The organism is Pelagivirga sediminicola (assembly GCF_003072125.1).
GTDB lineage: Bacteria > Pseudomonadota > Alphaproteobacteria > Rhodobacterales > Rhodobacteraceae > Roseovarius > Roseovarius sediminicola.
In genome coordinates this window covers 50,802-69,613 of record NZ_QCYH01000004.1, presented here as the reverse complement: position 1 = coordinate 69,613, position 18,812 = coordinate 50,802, and the positions used below count along the sequence as shown (strand labels likewise).

Below are 18,812 nucleotides of genomic sequence, written 5' to 3'. Positions count from 1 at the left end.
ATGACGCTTGAGATCCTGACCGCCGACAGCCTTGCGCCCTTGCGCCACGGCTTTTTCACGCGGCGCGGCGGGGCGTCTTCGGGGATCTTTGCCGGTCTGAATTGCGGCCTTGGCTCCAGCGACCAGCAAGAGATCGTCTGCATCAACCGCGCGCGCGTGGCAGGCGCGATGCAGGTTGCGCCCGAGCATCTTCTGACGGTGCATCAGGTCCACTCGGCCACCGCCCTGCCGGTTGACGCACCGCTTGAGAACCGCCCGCAGGCCGATGCGCTGGTCACCGCCACGCCCGGCCTTGCGCTGGCGATCCTGACCGCCGATTGCCAGCCGGTCCTCTTTGCGGATGCCAAGGCGGGCGTCGTGGGCGCGGCGCATGCCGGATGGCGCGGCGCGCTGGACGGCGTGCTGGAGGCGACCGTCGCCGCGATGGAGACGCTGGGCGCGCGCCGCGCGAACATCGCCGCCGTGATCGGGCCATCCATCAGCCAGGCCGCCTATGAGGTCAGCGCCGAATTCATGGACGCCTTTCTGGCCGATGACGCGGGCAATGCGCGCTTTTTCACCCAAGGCGCGCCCGGCAAGATGCTGTTCGACCTGCCCGCCTTCGGCATCGAGCGGCTGCAGCGCGCGGGCGTTGGGCGGGCCGAGTGGACGCGCCATTGCACCTACGCGGACGAGGACAGGTTCTATTCCTATCGCCGCACCACCCATCGCGGCGAGGCAGATTACGGCAGGCAGATCGCGGCCATCCGGCTCTGAGCCGTCCTGCGGTGCGCGGCTGCCGGTTAGGTCCAATCCAGCCACACAAGCGCCCGATTTGATCGGCAAGGCGAGCGATGGGCCCGGCACCATTTCCCTTTATTCATGTAAAATCGGCCCGATTTGGCCCTTTTTTCCCTTCCCGCCGCACGGTTTGGAAATTGCGGAAAATGCCCCTCCCGCGTCAGATCAAAGCCGCAATGCGCTGCGATCTTTGCCTCATCGAAGATAAGCCAGACCCGCAAGGCGGGCAGATCGAGGAAATTGACATGAGCACCCTTCCCAAGCCGCAGAAACGCTGGATGGCATCGGCCCTCAAGACCAGCGCGCAGCCCCTGCCCGCCCTGCCGTTCAAGCGCGGCAACCGGCGCGCGACAACAGCCGTCCAGCCGCCCCGCCTTCTGCGCAGCGCCTGAACCACGCCGCCGCAGCGCCCCATAACGCATGTTCCGCGGCTAGCCCCGGAACTCCATCATTCCGGCGGTCTGCCGGCGCCCTCTTGCCCCGACGACGGGAAAGGCAAAATCCCATGGTCCACACCCCGTCCGGCCCGTATCCGCCGCGCGCCCGGCCGGGCGATGCGCAGCGCGTGCAGACGCGGGCGGCGGCGCCCGGCCCGATCCGGACAGTCACGACGCTGGTCCAGCACAGCGACGGCAGCGTCATCGAATCCCGCCATGCGGTGCCTGCTAGCCCGTTTTTTGACGGGGCGTTTTGCGCCTTCGCACGCGGCACGCTGATCACCACGACGCGCGGCCCTGTCGCGATCGAGGATCTGCGCCCCGGCATGAGGATCGTCACGAACGAGCGCGGGCCCTCGCCCTTGCTATGGATCGGCGCAATGTCGCTGCGCCCCGGCGAGGCGATTGGCGCGCCCATGCGCCTGACGCGGATCATGACCGGCGCATTTGGCCTTGGGCGCCCCATGGCCGACCTGATGACAGGCCCCGGCGCACGCATGGCGCAGCGCGCGGCAGGCCAGCCAAACCAGATGCTGCGCCCGGTTCAGGACATGATCGACGGCAACCACGTCATCGCGATCACCCCGCGCAGCACGGTTCAACTCTATCACCTCGGCCTCCAGCGCCATGCGACGATCACCGCTGCCGGGCTGACGCTGGAGACGTACCATCCCGGCCCGGGTTTCGAAGCGGCCCTGACCCCTGCCCAACTGGCCGCGTTCATCGCGCTTTTCCCCCATATCCGGCGTCCGGCCGATTTCGGCAGCCTGTCGCATCCGCGCGCGCGCCCCAGCGGCGGCACGCGCTGCGTCGCCTGAGGCTGCGCCGTCAGGCGTCGCGCGCCAGCCGCTCTTCCAGAACGTCGAACGGCACGCCCGGCTGATCCTTGGCGCCGCGGATGACCAGCGCGGTCTTGACGCTGGCCACGTTGGCGGCGGCGGTCAGTTCCTCGGTCAGGAAGCGCTGGAACGTGCTCAGGTCCGGCGCCACGCATTTCAGGATGAAATCCACCTCGCCGTTCAGCATGTGACACTCGCGCACCAAAGGCCACGCGCGGCAACGCGCCTCGAACGCGCTCAGATCCGCCTCAGCCTGGCTTTGCAGGCCGACATTGGCAAAGACCTGCACCTCGAAGCCCAACTCGCGCGGGTCGACATCGGCGTGATAGCCGCGGATATACCCCGCCTCCTCCAGCGTGCGCACCCGGCGCAGGCAGGGCGGCGCGGAGATCCCCACGCGCTTGGCCAGCTCGACATTGGTCATGCGGCCATCCGCCTGCAACTCGGCCAGTATCTTGCGGTCGATCGGGTCCAGACGGGTCGACGCCATTACTTACCTATCCCTGTTGAATTTCGCGATTGTTATATCAGCCGCGCCCGGCGGCGCAACAATCTTTCGCCGGAGCGCAAGATCGTTGCGCGGAGTAAGCCCGCGCCGCGGTAATTGCAAGCCCGCATTGCAGGGGGTTTCAACACAGCAGGCCCGCGTCTATATCAGGCGCAACATCGCAGACCATCGAAAGGGCAAGGCACATGGCCAGCACGAAAAAGACCAAGGTTCTGATCATCGGCTCCGGCCCGGCGGGCTATACCGCCGCCGTCTATGCCAGCCGCGCCATGCTGAACCCCGTTCTGGTGCAGGGGATCGAACCCGGCGGACAACTGACCACCACGACCGAGGTCGAGAACTGGCCCGGCGATACCGAGGTGCAGGGCCCCGACCTGATGCTGCGCATGGAGGCGCATGCACGCGCGATGGGCACCGAGATCATCGGCGACATCATCTCCAGCATCGATTTTTCCAAGCGTCCCTATGTCTGCCAGTCCGACAGCGGCACCGAATACGTGGCCGAGGCGATTATCCTGTGCACCGGCGCGCGCGCCAAATGGCTGGGCCTGCCCAGCGAGGAAAAGTTCAAGGGCTTCGGCGTCAGCGCCTGCGCCACCTGCGACGGCTTCTTCTATCGCGGTCAGGAGATCGTCGTGGTCGGCGGCGGCAACACCGCCGTTGAGGAGGCGCTGTTCCTGACCAATTTCGCCTCCAAGGTGACGCTGATCCACCGCCGGGACGAGCTGCGCGCCGAACGCATCCTGATCGACCGGCTGGAGAAGAACCCCAAGATCCACCCCCTCTGGTTCCACGAGATTGACGAGGTCTATGGCAGCGAAAACCCCCTTGGCGTCGAAGGCGTCAAGGTGCGGCACACCAAGACCGGCGCGATCACGGACATTCCGGCCAAGGGCGTCTTCATCGCCATCGGCCACGCCCCGGCGAACGAGCTGGTCAAGGACGTGCTCGACACGCACATGGGCGGCTATGTCGTGACCAAACCCGACAGCACCGAGACCTCGCTGCCCGGCGTCTTTGCCGCGGGCGACCTGACCGATTACAAGTACCGCCAGGCCGTCACAAGCGCCGGCATGGGCTGCATGGCCGCGCTTGAGGTCGAGCGCTGGCTGGCCGAGCATGGCATGGCCGAGAACGAGGATGCGGTAAACGCCGCCCCCGCCGTCGAGGCAGCCCATGGCGCATGACTATGCGGCCCAGCGCTCCGAAACCTACGCCGTCTTCGCCGAGATCGCCGAGGGCGCGGACCTGCCGGATATCGCCGATATCGACTATGCCTTCGTGCCCGGCGACGCGCCCGACTGGGACGCGCTCGAGGACGCGCTGAGCGAGGCAGGGTTCGAGTGCGCGCGCGTCGCGGATGACGAAGCCGCGCCCTACCTCGCCGCCCGCCTGCCCGATCAGCCGGTCACGGCCATGGCGATCTGGCTGGGCGAGGAGACGGCGACCGCGCTGGCGCTGGCGCATGGGTTTCAGCCCGACGGGTGGGGGTTCATGGGGTGACGCCTCAGCCTTGCAAAACCGCCTCGGCCGCGCGGCGATAGAAATCGCCGTATTCCGCCGCCTGCGGCTGCGCGCCCATCAGCGCCGGAAGGCGTGCCTCGTAATCCTGAGGCGTTGCGGCCAGAATCGCGGCCTTCAGATCGGCCTCGTCCTCGCACAGGATCATGCCGGACGTGTCGAAAAACTCGCCGATATTGGGACAGCCCCAGTATATCGGCACCGTCCGGCACAACAGCGCGTCGATCAGCTTTTCGGTAAAGTAATTCGGCTCGCGCACATTCTCGATCACCACAGAATAGCGGTAGGGCGCAAGCCCCTCGGCCTTGGCCGCGAAGGGCGTATAGCCGCGCCCCATCACGTCCAGATCAACGCCGCCCGCCACCGCCCAGTCCACGATGTCATGGCGCAGCACATGCCCCCGCTGCGAGCGCTTGCTTGACGCGATCAGCGACGTCATGCGCGTCTTTTCGATCGTCAGATCGCGCCATTCGGGCACCCAGGTGCTGCCGAAAGGAAAGAACACGCCGTTCGGAATGGCATCCAGCAGCGCGCGGTTGTGGCTGAGGACGCGGTGAAACCGCGCATGCGACCGGCGCAGCGCGGCCAGATGCGCGCCGTGGATTGCGTCCGGCTCCAGCACCATGACCGACACGCGCGCCGCGATACCGAAACCGGGCCGCAAATACAGCGTCTTGCGCGGAAAGACGATCAGATGATCCTCGGGCCCCAGATCGCGCAGACAGCGTCCGGCGATACCTTCGGGCGCACCCAGCGGCCAGAGCAGCCGCTCCAGCGGGATCGCCCCGGGCCGCAGCCCCAGCTTCATCTCGTGCGGCAGGATTGCCACCTTGGGCGCGTGTCGGGCCATTGCAGGATCCTTTGTCAGACCACGCGCCTCTTACGCATAAAGGCGCGCACCGGCAACAGACCGGTACGCGCCCTTCGCATTCATCCTGGCAAAAATACTCACATCAGCCGACCCGCCGCGCAGGCGGACTCGCGCCTCTAGTGTACCGTCACCGGGTCCAGGTCATGCTGGCGCGCCAGCACAAAGGCCATCTTGCGATCGCTGACCAGCGCCAGACGTTCGCCCTCTTCGCTGTGCACGGCGTAAAGCGTTGTCAGCTCGCCCACCTGGCTTTGCACGTCCTTGGGCAGGTCCTTGACCGCGACAGAGCGGACATAGGCGATGCGCTGGCCCATCTCGTGCGGGAATTCGAATTCGGTATCCATGATCGTATCCTCCTTAAGGTTACTGGCCACGCTTGTTGATCTTGATCGTCTGCACCACGGTTTCGGGCGGGGCGCGGGTAAGGTCCACGTGCAACAGCCCGTTTTCCATGATCGCGGCGCCCACTTCGACACCGTCGGCCAGCACGAAACTGCGCTGGAACTGACGCGCGGCGATGCCGCGATGCAGGAACACTCGCTCGTTCATGTCGGCGCCCTGGCGGCCCCGGATGACCAGCTGGCGGTCCTCGACCGTCACGGACAGATCCTCTTCGCCGAAGCCTGCGACGGCCAGCGTGATGCGATAGGAATTGTCGGAGGTCTGCTCGATATTGAAGGGCGGATAGCCCTCGTTCCCGGATTTCGCGCTGCGTTCCAGCAGGCGTTCCAGCTGGTCAAAGCCCAGCATGTAGGGGTGTGCCCCCAAGGTCAGTTTCGTCATGCGCCACGTCCTTGTGTCAAGCGACTGGTCTGGTCTTGCGCCGTCCCATGCTTGGCAACGGCGCCTTGATGGGAATATGGGTCCTGGCCCCGGACTGTGCAAGGGCTATGCGGATCGGTAATTTGGGTTTATCATCATCGCGGTATTGGCCGGGTCAGGGAATGGCACCAAGATGAACGCCTATAGCGAACTTGCGATGAAATCCGATGACGTGCTGCGCGTGGAGCTGGAACAGTTCCGCCGCGAGCATCGCGACCTGGATCTTGCGATCGAGGCGCTGGACCAGCAGCCGCTGCGCGATCCCCTGACGGTCAAGCGGCTCAAGCAGAAAAAACTGCGCCTCAAGGACCGCATCGCCTATATCGAGGACCGTCTTCTGCCCGACATCATCGCCTGAGATCACCGCCCGGATGCATTTTGCCGCCGCCGGGTGGTGGACGCCCCCGCGTCGCGCGCTTATGGTTCGCGCCTGAATCATGAGAGGGCACGCCATGCCGCAAGTCGAGGTCGGGATCATCATGGGCAGTCAATCGGACTGGCCGACGATGAAGGAGGCGGCCGATATCCTGGACGCGCTGGATGTGCCTTACGAGACGCGCATCGTCTCGGCCCACCGCACGCCTGACCGGCTCTGGACCTATGGCAAGGAGGCGGCAGGTCGCGGCCTCAAGGCAATCATCGCGGGCGCCGGGGGCGCGGCGCATCTGCCCGGCATGATGGCCTCGAAAACGCGCGTGCCGGTGATCGGCGTGCCGGTGCAGACGCGCGCGCTGTCTGGCGTCGACAGCCTTTATTCCATCGTGCAGATGCCGCGCGGCTATCCGGTCGCCACCATGGCCATCGGCGCGGCCGGTGCGGCCAATGCGGGCCTCATGGCCGCCGCGATCCTTGCCACCAATGATGCCGCGCTGGCCCAGCGGCTGGACGATTGGCGCGCCGCCTTGTCTGCCTCCATCCCCGAGGAGCCTTGCGATGACTGAACCGCTCAAAACCGGCGCCACCATCGGCATCCTGGGCGGCGGGCAGCTTGGCCGCATGCTGTCGGTCGCGGCCTCGCGGCTGGGGTTCAAGACCTGCATTTTCGAGCCGGGCGAGGATTGCCCCGCCTCCCATGTCGCGAACCGTCACATCTGCGCGCCCTACGAGGACGCAGACGCGCTGCGCAGCTTCGCGGATGCCTGCGACGTCATCACGTTCGAATTCGAGAATATCCCGACCTCGGCGCTCGACATCCTCGAGAAGCTGCGTCCGGTCCACCCCGATCGCAAGGCGCTGCGCGTCAGCCAGGACCGGCTGGTGGAAAAGGCGTTCCTGAACGATCTGGGCCTGACCACGGCGCCCTATGCCGCGGTGGACGAGCTTGAAGACATCACGCAGGCGATGGAGGAAATCGGCCTGCCCGCGATCCTCAAAACCCGCCGTTTCGGGTATGACGGCAAGGGGCAGGTGCGCATCACGGACCCGAAGGATGCCCAATCCGCGCTGGCGGAGCTGAACGGCGCGCCCGGCATCTACGAGGGGTTTGTCGATTTCAGCCACGAGGTGTCGGTGATCGCCGCGCGCAATGCAGCGGGCGACGTGTCGGCCTTCGATCCCGGCCAGAACGTGCATGAGGACGGCATCCTGCGGACCACCACGACCCCCGCGCGCCTGAGCGCCTCGCAGCGCAGCGACGCGGTGCTGCTGGCGGCCAAGATCCTGAACAAGCTGGATTATGTCGGCGTCATGGGGGTCGAGCTGTTCGTGACGGCAGGGGGCCTTATCGTCAACGAGATCGCGCCGCGCGTGCATAATTCCGGCCACTGGACGCAAAACGGCTGCACCGTCGATCAGTTCGAGCAGCATATCCGTGCCGTCGCGGGATGGCCGCTGGGCGATGGCAAGCGGCACTCCAACGTGGTGATGGAAAACCTGATCGGCGACGATATGGACCGCGTGCCCGAGCTGGCCCGCGACGGGGCCTGCGCGCTGCATCTTTATGGCAAGGCGGACGTCAAGCCGGGCCGCAAGATGGGCCATGTCAACCGCGTGACTGGTCCGGCCTGAAGGGCAACGCCTTTAACCGCGGCGCGTCCGCTCGACCTTTTTCTTGACCTTCGCGGCCTTCTTTTTCGCCGCGCCCAGCTTGCGCTTGGGCGGCTTGCCGCGGGCGCGCCCGCGCCCTTGCGGCATGGCCTTGCCCTCGACGCTGACCAGTTCCAGCGAGATGCCGCCCGTCACCGGCGCGGCCTCGGCCAGTTTGACGGTCACGCGCTGGCCCAGCGTGATGACGCGGCCCGAGTCCGCGCCCATCAGCGTTGCCGCGTCACGGTCGAAATGGAAATATTCGTGGCCCAGACTGCGCATCGGGATCAGGCCGTCGGCGCCCGTCTCGTCCAGCCGCACGAAGGCGCCGAACTTGGCGATGCCGCTGATGCGCCCGCTGAACTCCTCACCAACACGCTCGGACAGGAAGGCGGCCAGATAGCGGTCATTCGTATCCCGCTCGGCCATCATCGAGCGCCGCTCGGTCTGCGATATGTGCTGTGCGACGGCCTCCAGCTGGGCCTCGTCGCCCGGCGCCAGCCCGTCCTTGCCCCAGCCATGGGCCGAGATCAGCGCGCGGTGCACAACCAGATCCGCATAGCGCCGGATGGGCGATGTGAAATGCGCATAAGCCATCAGCGCAAGGCCGAAATGGCTGAAATTGGTGGGCGAATAATAGGCCTGCGTCATCGCGCGCAGGGTGCTCATGTTGATCTGCTCGGCGTAGTCGGTATTCGCCGCGCCATGCAGCAGCGCGTTGATATGCGACGTCTTCAGCAGCTGCCCCTTGGCCAGCGTCAGACCGGCCGATTCGGCCACCTCGCGCAGGGTATCCAGCTTTTCCTCCGGCGGCTCCTCGTGGACGCGGTAGAGCAGCGGCGATTTCTTCGCGGCCAGCGTCTCGGCGGCGGCGACATTGGCCAGCACCATGAATTCCTCGATCAGCTTGTGCGCATCCAGCCGGTCCGAGAAGGCGACGCTCATCACCTTGCCCTCGTCGCTCAGCACGACCTTGCGTTCGGGCAGGTCCAGATCCAGCGGCTGGCGGTTCTTGCGCGCGATCTTCAGCGCGTCATGGGCGGCGTAAAGCGGCGCGATCACATCCTCCATCAGGGGCGCGCATTTTTCATTCGGCGCGCCATCCTGCGCGGCCTGCACCTCCTGATAATTCAGCGACGCGGCCGAGCGCATGATCGCGCGGTGAAAGCTCTGCCCGATCTTTTCGCCAAACTCGTTGATGCGCATGCGCACCGCGATGCAGGCGCGCGGCACCCCCTCGTGCAGCGAGCACAGATCGCCCGACAGCCGGTCGGGCAGCATCGGCACCACGCGGTCGGGAAAATAGCTGGAATTGCCGCGATTGCGCGCCTCCGCGTCCAGCGCGCTGCCGGGCGTGACGTAATGCGCGACATCCGCGATAGCGACCCAGATCACATGGCCGCCCTCGTTTTTCGGATCCTCGTCGGCATGGGCATAGCACGCGTCGTCGTGATCGCGCGCGTCCGAGGGGTCGATCGTCACCAGCGGCAGATCGCGCAGATCCTCGCGGCCCTTGAGGCCCGCGGGCGTCATCGCGTCCGCCTCGGCGATCACGGCGTCGGGGAATTCATCGGGGATGCCGTGCTGGTGAATGGCGATCAGCGACACGGCGCGCGGCGCCGAGGGATCGCCCAGACGGTTCAGCACGCGGGCGCGCGGCAGGCCCATGCGGTCACGGCGGCCGACCTGCTCGGCCTCGACCAGCTCGCCCTCCTGCGCGCCGCCGGTGGATTTGGAATCCACCATCCATTCCAGCGCCTGTCCCTTGTCGATGGGCACGATGCGCCCGCCCTCGGTGCCCTTGCGGAAGATGCCCAGCACTTTCAGCGGGTTCGTCCCGATGCGCCGGATCAGCCGTGCCTCGTATCCATGCGCCTCGCCGCGCACCTGTTGCAGCTTGGCAAGGATGCGGTCCCCCTCGCCCAGCGCCGGGTCCGACTCGCGCGGGATCAGCAGCACCATCGGCTCGGCGCCCTCGCCCTGCCATTCCAGCGGGCGGGCCAGCAGATCGCCGTCCGGCGTGGGGCCCGTTACCTGCAGCACGCTGACGGGGGGCAGGCGGTCGGGATCGCGGTAGGTCTTCTTGCGCTTTTCAAGATGGCCCTCGTCCTCAAGCTCCTTGAGGATGCGCTTGAGGTCGATCCGCGCGGCGCCCTTGATGCCGAACGCCTTGGCGATGTCGCGCTTGGCGGCAAGGGTGGGGTTTTGTGAGATCCAGTCAAGGATCTCGGCTTTGGTGGGCATCTGGTTCATGCGGCTTTGCGTATCACGGCCAAGGCGCCGCGGAAACCGCTATCAGCGCGCCAGATCGGTGACGGTGTCGACATCGCGCAGCGTGTCCAGCAGCGCGATGCGCGCGCCGGGCAGCGTGGCCATGCTATCCGCCAGCGCATCGGCGCCGGACCAGCGGACGCCGCGCAGGAACCCGGCGGGGACCGCGCCGCTGCGCCTGAGCCCGATCAGCCAATAGCCGCCGTCGGGCGCCGGGCCGAAGGCCGCGTCATGCGCGCCGAGCGCGGCAAAGGCGCGCGCGACATGGGCGCGGCGAAGGCCCGGAATATCGGCGCCGATGATGCAGATCGGGCCAGGTGCGGCGCGGCGCACGATCCGCGCCATGCGCGCGCCCAGATCGCCCTGCCCTTGCGGGATGCGCGGCAAATGCGCGGGCCAGATGCGGCTGGCCAATCCTTCGGCATCGGGCGACACGGCCAGCACCAGCCGCCAGCGTGGATCTTCAACCTCGCGCAGCAGGCGCGCGACCTGATGACGAAACCACCACGCGGCCGGCACCATGCCGATACCCTGCCCCAGCCGCGTCTTGACCCGGCCGGGGCGCGGCTCTTTCAGCATGACGACGAGGGTGGCGCGCGGCCTCAAGCGAAATAGTCGCGCAGGATGCGCCCATAGATCGCCTTGAGCTGGTGGATCTGGTCGACGCTCACCCGCTCGTCGACCTGGTGCATCGTCCGGCCGACAAGGCCGCATTCCACCACCGGGCAGTGATCCTTGATGAAACGCGCATCAGACGTGCCGCCCGAAGTGCTCAAGGTCGGCGTGCGCCCGGTCTCGGCCTCGACCGCGCGCACTACCATGTCCGAGAATTCGCCGGGCGGCGTGACAAAGCTTTCGCCGGAATTGCTGACCTTCAGCGTGCCGGTCACGCCCATCTCGGCGCAGATGGCGTCAAGCTGTCCTTGCAGCCAGTCGGTCAGGCTGCTGCCGGAATGCGCGTCGTTATAGCGGATATTCACCGTCGCGCGGACCGTGGCCGGGATCACGTTGGTCGCCGGATTGCCGGTGTCGATGGTCACGACCGCAAGCGTCGAGGGGTCGAAATGATCGGTGCCCTCGTCCAGAACATGCGCGCTCAGCCGGTCCACCAGCCGCGCCATCGCGGGCAGCGGATTGACCGCGCGGTGCGGATAGGCCGCATGGCCCTGCACGCCCGTGACCGTGAGATAGGCATTGAGCGAGCCGCGGCGGCCGATCTTGATCATCTCGCCCATCTCGTTCGGGCTGGTCGGCTCGCCGACAAGGCACACGCTCATCGCCTCGCCTTGCTGCGCCATCCAGTCCAGCAGCGCGACGGTTCCGTCCTGCGCATCGCCTTCCTCATCGCCGGTGATGGCCAGGATCACGGCGCCGTCGGGCGGGGTCTGTTGCACGAAATCCACGGCAGCCGCGACAAAGGCGGCGACCCCGGATTTCATGTCGGTCGCGCCCCTGCCCCACATCATGCCGTCCTTTATCTCGGCCCCGAAGGGCGGCATCGTCCACGCCGCCTCGTCCCCCAGAGGCACCACATCGGTATGCCCGTTGAAGCCAAAGCTGCGCGCCGCGCCCTTGGCACCCCAGCGGGCGTAAAGGTTTGATATTCCTGTGCGATCCACCCGCGTGCAGTCAAACCCGGCGCCCTCCAGAAGCCCCTCCAGAAGGCGCAGCGCGCCGCCCTCTTCGGGGGTCACGGACGGGCAGCGGATCAGCGCGGCGGTCAGATCGGCGGGATCGACGGGAGAATGCGTCATGGGCCCTCACATGGTGATGTTTGTCGGCGCCCAAAGGGCTAGCGCGGATGGCGCGCGGTTGCAAATCGCACGGCGGCGATTCGATATCTGTTAACAGGCGCGAAAATCCTTGGTATTCAGCACGTCATAAAAATGACGGACCCGAGGCAGGGCACAGGCGCAAGGGGCATCAGCACCCTTCACCACATCGGATCGCCGCAATGCGATCCATCCTGAACGCAGCACGGCTGGCGCCCCCGCGCCGGGTGCCGTGCGCTTGCCCAAGGCCCGGAAGGGATTGGGGCAGGACATGGTTGCAGGCAGAGAAATACCCATCAACACCAACGCATCCGCGATGCAGATGGCGCAGGAAATTTTCGGACCCGGCGTCACGATCGAGGGCGCGTCATATACCGGCGACAATGACAGCTCGGGCATCTACAGCAATGGCGACACCATCTCGCCCGGCGTCATGCCCGGCAATACGGGCGTCATGTTCTCCACCGGCGATCTGTCGGGATTTACCGGCAGCCGGCCCTCGTGGTGGGGCGGCTCGAACACCAGCACGTCCCAGACCACGTCATCGGACGGCCCCAACGGCGTTGCGGATTTCAATGCCGCCGCAGGCGCGCCGACCTATGATGCCTCCTTCATAGACGTCGATTTCACGCCTGCGGGCGACATGCTGACCATGCGGTTCGTCTTTGCCTCCGAAGAGTATCCTGAATACGCGGTCGGCGCGTTTCAGGATTTCGTCGGCGTCTGGATCAACGGCCAGCAGGTGCAGCTGAGCGTCGGGGACGGCGATGTCGATCCGAACAACCTGAATGCCGGGGCCAACGGCAACCTTTTCATCGACAACTCGAACGATCAATACAACACCGAGATGGACGGCTTTACCGTCAGCCTGACGCTCAAGATTCCGGTGAATGCGGGCACGACCAACTCCATCCGCATCGGTATCGCCGATGTGCGGGACGCCAATTACGACAGCACGCTGATCATCGCGGGCGGCAGCGTGCAGGGCACGGTTCTGGCGACCGACGACGCGACCAGGCTGGACCCGCAGGGCAGCAAGACCCTGGACGTACTGGCCAACGACGTCAACAACGGCGCGGGCAGCCTGACGATCACCCATATCAACGGGCAGGCCGTCAGCCCCGGCAACACGGTGACGCTGAACAGCGGCCAGACGGTGCAGCTGAATGCGGACGGCACGCTGGGCCTTGTCGGTGATGGCGACACCGAAGAGTTCAACTTTACCTACACCGTCGAAAACGGCAGCGGCGTCTCCGATATCGGTTTCGTGCTGGTGGACAGCGTGCCCTGCTTTGTCGCGGGCACGATGATCCGCACGCCGGAGGGTCAGCGCCCGGTCGAGACGCTGAAGCCCGGCGATCTGGTGATGACCCGCGACGATGGCGCGCAGCCGGTGCGCTGGACCGGGCGCAGGACAATCGCCGCGGCCGGTGATTTCGCGCCGATCCATATCGCGGCGAACACGTTTGGCAGGCACCGCAGCCTGGCGCTGTCGCCGCTGCACCGGGTGCTGATCCGCGATGCGCTGGCCGAGCTCTTGTTCGGCGAGCGCGAGGTGCTGGTGGCCGCGCGCGATCTGGTCAACGACAGCTCGGTCCGGCGCATCGAGGGCGGCGAGGTGGAGTATGTGCATATCCTCTTTGACCGGCATCAACTGGTGTTCTCCGAGGGGCTGGAGACCGAAAGCTTCCTGCCGGGGCCGCAAACCGCCAACAGTTTCGAGGCCGAGATCGTCGAGGAGATCTGCGCCATCTTTCCCGAACTGTGCCCGAAGACCGGGCGCGGCTATAGCCCGGCGGCGCGGCGGACATTGAAACGCTTCGAGGCGCATCTGCTGATGTCCGCCGGACAGGCGGCCTGAGATGGGCTGGATCGGCATGGCGGATCACGCGGGCGGCCGGTTTGATCCCGCCGGGCTGGGACGCCGCGGCGATGCGCCGGATGCGTGCGGGGTCGGCACCGCCCCCCAGGGCACCCTGATGATCGAAACCTACCTGTCGCCCGAAGGACGGCCCCAGACGCTGCTCGGCTTCTCGCGGTCGCATCCCGGCGGCGGCCTTGTGTCGCTGCAGGTGCTGCCCTCGGGCGGCATCGTCCTGATCGACGCGCTGGGCGGCGACGTGCGCCATGCCGCGCTGACGGACGACCTGAACGGGCGCAGCGAACGGGTGCGCGTCAGCTATTCATGGGACATCGGCGGCGCTGGGCGGCTGGCGCTGGAGCATCTGGCGACGGGGCGCATCGCGACAGCCGCCGCGCCGCCTGCGCATCCCATGACGATGGAGGATCTGCGCATGATCACCCGCTTTCCGGCGCATCGCGTGATGGACAGGGAGGTGCGCTTGATCGCCGTGTCAGACCGCGTCGAGCCGGTCGGCCCGATGCCCGCCCTGACGGCCGACGTGCCCATCGCCACACCGCACGGCGACGTGCCCGCGGGCCTTCTGCGCCGGGGCGATACGGTGCTGACCGCGAATGGCGATATCGTGCCCATCCTGCGCACCGTGCAACAGACCTTTCCGGCGCGCGGCAGCCTGCGCCCGCTGCGCCTGCGCGCGCCCTATTTCGGCCTGACGCGTGACATCCTGATCGCGCCGCATCAGCGGCTGGTCCTGTCCGGCAGCGAGGTGGAATACATGTTCGGCACCGAGGCGGTGCTGGCCCCGGCGGGCCACCTGATCAGCGGCGCCACCGCACAAGCGGTCACGGGCCCCGACGTCGTGACCTATCACGGAATCCTTCTGCCCGACAATCAGGCACTCATGGCGGCGGGATGCGCGGTGGAGAGCCTTTATATCGGGCGGCTGCGCCGGAACAAGGCGGCACTGGCCGCTTCGGTTCTGGGCCCCGAAGGCTCCGCCCGCCTGCCGGAACACGCAAGGCCGATCTGGCCGGTGCTGAAGCCGTTCGAGGCACGCACATTGGCGATGCGGCGCGCCGCGTGACGGCGCCCTATCCGGACGCTGCGTCCGCGTCCGGCCCGTCGCCGAAAAACGGCGTCATCTGCGCAACGATCACGGCATTCTCGTCCAGCGCGCGCTGCATCAGGGCGCGGTCCTCCTCGCCGATCTCGTGGCCTTCTTCCTCGCGCTCGGCCAGGGTGCCGTATCCGCTGACATCCAGCGGCGCGGTGTCGGCCTGCTTGAGGATCGCGACCGTCTCGCGCACGGCCTCGGCCTCGTCCACGCCGCTGGCGTAGATCACCAGCGCCGCGCCGGTGGCGCCCTTGGGCAGGCCGTCACCGGCCTTGCGGCCGATTTCGACCAGAAGGGTGTAGACCTCCTGCCGCTTTGGGGCCTTGGCGGGTTTGGTCGCGTCCGCCATCAGGTGCGCAGCAACTCGTTGATCGAGGTCTTGGAACGGGTCCGCTCGTCCACGCGCTTGACGATCACGACGCAGTAAAGGTTGATCCCGTTCTTGGACGGCATCGAGCCTGCGACCACGACCGACCCTGCGGGAACCTCGCCATACATGACCTCGCCGGTTTCGCGGTCCACGATCTTGGTGGACTGGCCGATATAGACGCCCATGCCCAGAACGCTGCCCTCGCGGATGATGCACCCCTCGACCACCTCCGAGCGCGCCCCGATAAAGCAGTTGTCCTCGATGATCGTCGGGCCGGCCTGCATCGGCTCCAGCACGCCGCCGATGCCGACGCCGCCCGACAGATGCACGTTCTTGCCGATCTGCGCGCAGCTGCCGACGCTGGCCCATGTATCCACCATGGTGCCGCTGTCCACATAGGCGCCCAGATTGACGAAGGACGGCATCAAGACCACGTCCGGCGCGATATAGGCCGAGCGGCGCACGATGCAGTTCGGCACGGCGCGAAAGCCGGCCGTCTTCCACTCGTCATCGCCCCAGTCCTTGAACTTGCTGTCGACCTTGTCCCACCAGGCGCCGCCCTGAACACTGCCCTCCTGGCGCTCCATGTTCTTCAGGCGAAAGCCCAGAAGAACGGCCTTCTTGGCCCATTGGCGCACGTTCCACGTGCCGCTTGCGTCCCGCTCGGCCACGCGCAGGGTGCCGCTGTCCAGCGCATCAAGCGTCGCCTCGATGGCGTCGCGCGTCTCGCCCTTGGTTTCGGGGGTGATCTGGTCGCGCGCCTCCCAGGCGGCTTCGATGGCGGTTTCAAGCTGAGCGTCGGACATGGCGGCGGCCCTTTCGTGAAAATGTCTGTTGGCAAGCGGTATAGGCACCCCCGTCGCCGCACGCAATGCGCGGCTTGCGGCGGCGCACGGCGGCTGCGGCCTATCGCTGGTCAAGGCGCGATCAGTCGGGTAGTGCTGAAGGCCACACACCAGCCAGGGAAGAATATGCATGGATGACGAACGCTTGAGCCAGTTTCGCGATGCCGGATCCGACCGCAGCTCGGCCGAGATGGTTCCGGACACGCCGCAGACCCGCGCCCCGGCGTATCGGCTGGCCTTCAACGATCCCGATTTCATGCTGCGCAAGGATCTGCGCCCGGTGAGGTTGCAGCTGGAGCTCCTCAAGCCCGAGTTGATCCTGAATGAGCGCGGGATCAAAAGCACGGTCGTGCTGTTCGGTGGCGCCCGCATCCCCGAGCCGTCGCAAAAGGCGGGCGCGCGGACGAAAACCTTGGCCGATCTGTCCCGGTATTACGACGAAGCACGCGAATTCGCGCGCCTGATGACCGAGCGGTCCATGGCCGCCTATGGGCGCGAATTCGTCGTGGCCACCGGCGGCGGCCCCGGCGTGATGGAGGCGGGCAATCGCGGCGCGGCCGATGCGGGGGGCGCGTCGATCGGGCTGAACATCGTGCTGCCACACGAGCAGGCGCCGAACGAATATGTCACGCCGGGCCTTTGCTTCAACTTCCACTATTTCGCGATCCGCAAGATGCATTTCCTGATGCGCGCGCGTGCCATCTGCGTCTTTCCCGGCGGCTTCGGCACGCTGGACGAGACCTTCGAGGCGCTGACGCTGATCCAGACCGACCGGATGAAGCGCATGCCCTTTCTGCTGTTCGGCGAGGAATTCTGGCGCCGTATCATCAATTGGGAGGCGCTGGCCGAGTCCGGCACCATCAGCGACGAGGATCTGGACCTGTTCCGTTTCGTCGAAAGCGCGGCCGAAGCGATCGAGATCATCGACGCCTGGGATTACGATTCGCAAGGCTACTGACGCAAGCAGCCGCCCTGTCAGGCCACGAAATGCGCGGGCAGGCAGAACAGTGCGGCGCCGCGCACCAGCGATGTGACCATCCGCCCCTCGGCGGTATCGCGGATCGCATAGCCGTAGCCGCGCAGGCGATGCTGCCATTCACGCTCGGACACCGCAAGGCGGCGCTCGCGCGCGATCAAGGTCAGAGTATCCTGTGTCTCGATGCTCATTGTTTCATACCTTGTTACAATTACTTGGCAGGCTGTGAATAGCCCGCCAATGCGGCAACAATCGGAACGAAGTTGGGTCTTTTTCGGCGAAACATGGGCCGGACGCAGTCCGCAGTTCACCTGCAGAACGCGCTACATGAGACTTTCCGCGAACGGTTGTCCTTAGCTCAGCCCGGCATCGGCGGCGATTTCGCGGCGCGATTTGCGCGCGCGTTCGGTGGCCGATTTGAGCTGTCCGCAGGCGGCCATGATATCCTCGCCGCGGGGCGTGCGGATCGGGCTGGCATAGCCGGCCTTGTAGATGATGTCGGCAAAGGCGCGGATGCGGTTGTTCGAGCTGCGCTTGTAGGGCGCGCCGGGCCATTCGTTGAACGGGATCAGGTTGATCTTGGCCGGGATCCCCTCGATCAGGCGGACCAGCCGGCGCGCGTCCTCGTCGCTGTCATTGACGCCGTCGAGCATGACATATTCGAACGTGATCCGCTCGGAATTGCTGGCCTTTGGATAGGCCTTGAGCGCGTCCAGCAGCGCCTCGATGTTCCATTTCTTGTTGATCGGCACCAGCTTGTCGCGGACCTCGTCGGTCGTGGCGTGAAAGCTGACGGCCAGCATGCAGCCGATTTCGGCCGCGGTGCGATGAATCTCCGGCACGATGCCCGACGTCGACAGCGTGATCCGGCGACGGCTGAGCTGGATTCCCTCGGGGTCCATCGCGATTTTCATCGCGTCGCGCACATTCTCGAAATTATAGAGCGGCTCGCCCATGCCCATCAGCACGATGTTGCTGAGCAGGCGCGTCTCGTCCTTCGGCGCGCCCTGCTCGGGCCACTCGTTCAAATCGTCGCGCGCGACCATGATCTGGCCGACGATCTCGCCCGCGGTCAGGTTGCGCACCAGCTTTTGCGTGCCGGTATGGCAGAACGAGCAGGTCAGCGTGCAGCCCACCTGGGAGGAGATGCACAGCGTGCCGCGCCCCTCCTCGGGGATATAGACCACCTCGACCTCATGGCCCCCGGCGATGCGCACAAGATATTTGCGCGTGCCATCGGTGCTGACCTGGCGGCTGACGACCTCGGGGGTGCCCAGCGTGAATTGCTCGGCCAGATCGGCGCGGTATTGTTTGGCGAGGTTCGTCATCTGCGCAAAATCGCGCACGCCCCATTGATAGATCCACTGCCAGATCTGCCCGGCGCGCATCCTGGCCTGCTTTTCGGGCGTGCCATGGTCGATCAACGTCTGGCGCAACGCATCGCGCGTCAGGCCGATCAGGTTCGGCCTGCCCTCCGGCGCCTTGCGCGGGATGGTCACGAGATCCTGGATGATCGGGGCGGAATGGGTCATCTGGGCGGGCCTTTCAGCGTCGGATACGCCCCTATATAGGATTCGGTGGCCAAAGCCAAAGGGGCAGGCAATCTTGCGGATCACATGAAAGGGAGCGGCCAAGCAAGGCCAAGCCCCACCAGATCTGATGTAGACCCGAATGAAGGTCCGCTTCGAGCCCTGTCTGCGAATGGCGAGAGTCGGTTGCAAATGGGGCGAAATACGCCAATAAAGAAACTGCGGACTTTTGCACCAACTAGACTTGCAGGATAACTTGCTCGGTAACTCT

At 66.1% G+C, this 18,812-nt stretch carries 22 protein-coding genes; 11 read left to right on the top strand and 11 right to left on the bottom strand.

Annotated elements, in window-relative coordinates; translation table 11 throughout:
• The 3 genes from pgeF (at position 1) to DC366_RS08600 (ending at position 2,035) form a co-directional block, all read left to right on the top strand.
• Positions 1 to 756: a peptidoglycan editing factor PgeF gene (gene pgeF / locus DC366_RS08610; protein ID WP_108691810.1), complete on the top strand. Its 756-nt coding sequence runs from the start codon at positions 1 to 3 to the stop codon at positions 754 to 756.
• Positions 757 to 1,025: 269 nt separating this feature from the next.
• Positions 1,026 to 1,172, top strand: coding sequence for a hypothetical protein (locus tag DC366_RS19860; protein ID WP_165802876.1), 147 nt, complete (start codon positions 1,026 to 1,028; stop codon positions 1,170 to 1,172).
• Positions 1,173 to 1,285: 113 nt separating this feature from the next.
• Entirely contained in the window at positions 1,286 to 2,035 is a 750-nt protein-coding gene (locus DC366_RS08600) for a Hint domain-containing protein (RefSeq protein WP_108691808.1), read from the top strand.
• A gap of 10 nt (positions 2,036 to 2,045) precedes the next feature.
• Here the strand turns inward: DC366_RS08600 and DC366_RS08595 are convergent, their stop codons facing one another.
• Entirely contained in the window at positions 2,046 to 2,546 is a 501-nt protein-coding gene (locus tag DC366_RS08595) for an Lrp/AsnC family transcriptional regulator (RefSeq protein WP_108691807.1), read from the bottom strand.
• A 203-nt stretch (positions 2,547 to 2,749) separates the two neighbouring features.
• Between DC366_RS08595 and trxB the strand changes: the two genes are divergently transcribed.
• Positions 2,750 to 3,751 carry a thioredoxin-disulfide reductase gene (gene trxB, locus DC366_RS08590; protein WP_108691806.1) on the top strand — a complete coding sequence of 334 codons (1,002 nt, stop codon included), beginning with the start codon at positions 2,750 to 2,752 and terminating at the stop codon, positions 3,749 to 3,751.
• Entirely contained in the window at positions 3,741 to 4,067 is a 327-nt protein-coding gene (locus tag DC366_RS08585) for a ribonuclease E inhibitor RraB (protein ID WP_108691805.1), read from the top strand. The genes trxB and DC366_RS08585 overlap by 11 nt, the downstream gene beginning before the upstream one ends.
• A 4-nt stretch (positions 4,068 to 4,071) precedes the next feature.
• Here DC366_RS08585 and DC366_RS08580 read toward each other — a convergent pair whose 3' ends face one another.
• The 3 genes from DC366_RS08580 to DC366_RS08570 form a co-directional block, all read right to left on the bottom strand.
• The gene (locus tag DC366_RS08580; protein WP_108691804.1) at positions 4,072 to 4,935 is read right to left on the bottom strand and encodes a glycosyltransferase family 10 domain-containing protein; all 864 of its coding nucleotides are present in this window, start codon (positions 4,933 to 4,935) and stop codon (positions 4,072 to 4,074) included.
• A 137-nt stretch (positions 4,936 to 5,072) separates the two neighbouring features.
• Positions 5,073 to 5,300: a DUF1150 family protein gene (locus DC366_RS08575; RefSeq protein WP_108691803.1), complete on the bottom strand. Its 228-nt coding sequence runs from the start codon at positions 5,298 to 5,300 to the stop codon at positions 5,073 to 5,075.
• Positions 5,301 to 5,319: 19 nt separating this feature from the next.
• A complete protein-coding gene (locus DC366_RS08570; protein ID WP_108691802.1) occupies positions 5,320 to 5,739 on the bottom strand; it encodes an Hsp20 family protein in 420 nt (139 codons plus the stop codon).
• 172 nt (positions 5,740 to 5,911) lie between these two features.
• Between DC366_RS08570 and DC366_RS08565 the strand changes: the two genes are divergently transcribed.
• The 3 genes from DC366_RS08565 (at position 5,912) to DC366_RS08555 (ending at position 7,785) form a co-directional block, all read left to right on the top strand.
• On the top strand, positions 5,912 to 6,136 hold the full coding sequence (locus tag DC366_RS08565) for a YdcH family protein (protein WP_108692003.1): 225 nt from the start codon (positions 5,912 to 5,914) through the stop codon (positions 6,134 to 6,136).
• A 94-nt stretch (positions 6,137 to 6,230) separates the two neighbouring features.
• On the top strand, positions 6,231 to 6,719 hold the full coding sequence (gene purE, locus DC366_RS08560) for a 5-(carboxyamino)imidazole ribonucleotide mutase (RefSeq protein WP_108691801.1): 489 nt from the start codon (positions 6,231 to 6,233) through the stop codon (positions 6,717 to 6,719).
• Complete coding sequence (locus DC366_RS08555) at positions 6,712 to 7,785, top strand: 5-(carboxyamino)imidazole ribonucleotide synthase (RefSeq protein ID WP_108691800.1); 1,074 nt, start codon at positions 6,712 to 6,714, stop codon at positions 7,783 to 7,785. Before purE ends, DC366_RS08555 begins: the two co-directional genes overlap by 8 nt.
• A gap of 12 nt (positions 7,786 to 7,797) precedes the next feature.
• Here DC366_RS08555 and rnr read toward each other — a convergent pair whose 3' ends face one another.
• The 3 genes from rnr to dapE are packed head-to-tail and all read right to left on the bottom strand — an operon-like array spanning position 7,798 to position 11,828.
• The gene (gene rnr / locus DC366_RS08550) at positions 7,798 to 10,056 is read right to left on the bottom strand and encodes a ribonuclease R (protein ID WP_108691799.1); all 2,259 of its coding nucleotides are present in this window, start codon (positions 10,054 to 10,056) and stop codon (positions 7,798 to 7,800) included.
• Positions 10,057 to 10,098: 42 nt separating this feature from the next.
• Positions 10,099 to 10,653 carry a TIGR04282 family arsenosugar biosynthesis glycosyltransferase gene (locus tag DC366_RS08545; protein WP_108691798.1) on the bottom strand — a complete coding sequence of 185 codons (555 nt, stop codon included), beginning with the start codon at positions 10,651 to 10,653 and terminating at the stop codon, positions 10,099 to 10,101.
• Positions 10,654 to 10,676: 23 nt separating this feature from the next.
• Positions 10,677 to 11,828, bottom strand: a complete 1,152-nt coding sequence (gene dapE, locus DC366_RS08540; protein WP_108691797.1) for a succinyl-diaminopimelate desuccinylase — start codon at positions 11,826 to 11,828, stop codon at positions 10,677 to 10,679.
• A gap of 289 nt (positions 11,829 to 12,117) precedes the next feature.
• Between dapE and DC366_RS08535 the strand changes: the two genes are divergently transcribed.
• Together DC366_RS08535 and DC366_RS08530 are read left to right on the top strand one after the other, a co-directional pair.
• Complete coding sequence (locus tag DC366_RS08535; RefSeq protein WP_108691796.1) at positions 12,118 to 13,707, top strand: Hint domain-containing protein; 1,590 nt, start codon at positions 12,118 to 12,120, stop codon at positions 13,705 to 13,707.
• Position 13,708: 1 nt separating this feature from the next.
• Positions 13,709 to 14,791, top strand: coding sequence for a Hint domain-containing protein (locus DC366_RS08530; RefSeq protein WP_108691795.1), 1,083 nt, complete (start codon positions 13,709 to 13,711; stop codon positions 14,789 to 14,791).
• A gap of 7 nt (positions 14,792 to 14,798) precedes the next feature.
• On the opposite strand, the gene DC366_RS08525 is transcribed toward DC366_RS08530, so the two are convergent.
• A complete protein-coding gene (locus DC366_RS08525) occupies positions 14,799 to 15,170 on the bottom strand; it encodes a DUF8846 family protein (RefSeq protein WP_108691794.1) in 372 nt (123 codons plus the stop codon).
• Positions 15,170 to 15,997: a 2,3,4,5-tetrahydropyridine-2,6-dicarboxylate N-succinyltransferase gene (gene dapD, locus DC366_RS08520; RefSeq protein ID WP_108691793.1), complete on the bottom strand. Its 828-nt coding sequence runs from the start codon at positions 15,995 to 15,997 to the stop codon at positions 15,170 to 15,172. The genes DC366_RS08525 and dapD overlap by 1 nt, the downstream gene beginning before the upstream one ends.
• Positions 15,998 to 16,166: 169 nt before the next feature.
• Here dapD and DC366_RS08515 point away from each other — a divergent pair, with 169 nt between their 5' ends.
• Entirely contained in the window at positions 16,167 to 16,994 is an 828-nt protein-coding gene (locus DC366_RS08515) for an LOG family protein (RefSeq protein WP_108691792.1), read from the top strand.
• 17 nt (positions 16,995 to 17,011) lie between these two features.
• Here DC366_RS08515 and DC366_RS08510 read toward each other — a convergent pair whose 3' ends face one another.
• The gene (locus DC366_RS08510) at positions 17,012 to 17,203 is read right to left on the bottom strand and encodes a hypothetical protein (RefSeq protein ID WP_108691791.1); all 192 of its coding nucleotides are present in this window, start codon (positions 17,201 to 17,203) and stop codon (positions 17,012 to 17,014) included.
• A gap of 162 nt (positions 17,204 to 17,365) precedes the next feature.
• A complete protein-coding gene (gene rlmN / locus DC366_RS08505) occupies positions 17,366 to 18,544 on the bottom strand; it encodes a dual-specificity RNA methyltransferase RlmN (protein ID WP_108691790.1) in 1,179 nt (392 codons plus the stop codon).
• Positions 18,545 to 18,812 lie beyond the last annotated feature (268 nt).

Coding starts and splice junctions, on each gene's coding strand:
- pgeF (WP_108691810.1), top strand. CDS start 1: ATGACGCTTGAGATCCTGACCGCCGACAGCCTTGCGCCCTTGCGCCAC.
- DC366_RS19860 (WP_165802876.1), top strand. CDS start 1,026: ATGAGCACCCTTCCCAAGCCGCAGAAACGCTGGATGGCATCGGCCCTC.
- DC366_RS08600 (WP_108691808.1), top strand. CDS start 1,286: ATGGTCCACACCCCGTCCGGCCCGTATCCGCCGCGCGCCCGGCCGGGC.
- DC366_RS08595 (WP_108691807.1), bottom strand. CDS start 2,546: ATGGCGTCGACCCGTCTGGACCCGATCGACCGCAAGATACTGGCCGAG.
- trxB (WP_108691806.1), top strand. CDS start 2,750: ATGGCCAGCACGAAAAAGACCAAGGTTCTGATCATCGGCTCCGGCCCG.
- DC366_RS08585 (WP_108691805.1), top strand. CDS start 3,741: ATGGCGCATGACTATGCGGCCCAGCGCTCCGAAACCTACGCCGTCTTC.
- DC366_RS08580 (WP_108691804.1), bottom strand. CDS start 4,935: ATGGCCCGACACGCGCCCAAGGTGGCAATCCTGCCGCACGAGATGAAG.
- DC366_RS08575 (WP_108691803.1), bottom strand. CDS start 5,300: ATGGATACCGAATTCGAATTCCCGCACGAGATGGGCCAGCGCATCGCC.
- DC366_RS08570 (WP_108691802.1), bottom strand. CDS start 5,739: ATGACGAAACTGACCTTGGGGGCACACCCCTACATGCTGGGCTTTGAC.
- DC366_RS08565 (WP_108692003.1), top strand. CDS start 5,912: ATGAACGCCTATAGCGAACTTGCGATGAAATCCGATGACGTGCTGCGC.
- purE (WP_108691801.1), top strand. CDS start 6,231: ATGCCGCAAGTCGAGGTCGGGATCATCATGGGCAGTCAATCGGACTGG.
- DC366_RS08555 (WP_108691800.1), top strand. CDS start 6,712: ATGACTGAACCGCTCAAAACCGGCGCCACCATCGGCATCCTGGGCGGC.
- rnr (WP_108691799.1), bottom strand. CDS start 10,056: ATGAACCAGATGCCCACCAAAGCCGAGATCCTTGACTGGATCTCACAA.
- DC366_RS08545 (WP_108691798.1), bottom strand. CDS start 10,653: ATGCTGAAAGAGCCGCGCCCCGGCCGGGTCAAGACGCGGCTGGGGCAG.
- dapE (WP_108691797.1), bottom strand. CDS start 11,828: ATGACGCATTCTCCCGTCGATCCCGCCGATCTGACCGCCGCGCTGATC.
- DC366_RS08535 (WP_108691796.1), top strand. CDS start 12,118: ATGGTTGCAGGCAGAGAAATACCCATCAACACCAACGCATCCGCGATG.
- DC366_RS08530 (WP_108691795.1), top strand. CDS start 13,709: ATGGGCTGGATCGGCATGGCGGATCACGCGGGCGGCCGGTTTGATCCC.
- DC366_RS08525 (WP_108691794.1), bottom strand. CDS start 15,170: ATGGCGGACGCGACCAAACCCGCCAAGGCCCCAAAGCGGCAGGAGGTC.
- dapD (WP_108691793.1), bottom strand. CDS start 15,997: ATGTCCGACGCTCAGCTTGAAACCGCCATCGAAGCCGCCTGGGAGGCG.
- DC366_RS08515 (WP_108691792.1), top strand. CDS start 16,167: ATGGATGACGAACGCTTGAGCCAGTTTCGCGATGCCGGATCCGACCGC.
- DC366_RS08510 (WP_108691791.1), bottom strand. CDS start 17,203: ATGAGCATCGAGACACAGGATACTCTGACCTTGATCGCGCGCGAGCGC.
- rlmN (WP_108691790.1), bottom strand. CDS start 18,544: ATGACCCATTCCGCCCCGATCATCCAGGATCTCGTGACCATCCCGCGC.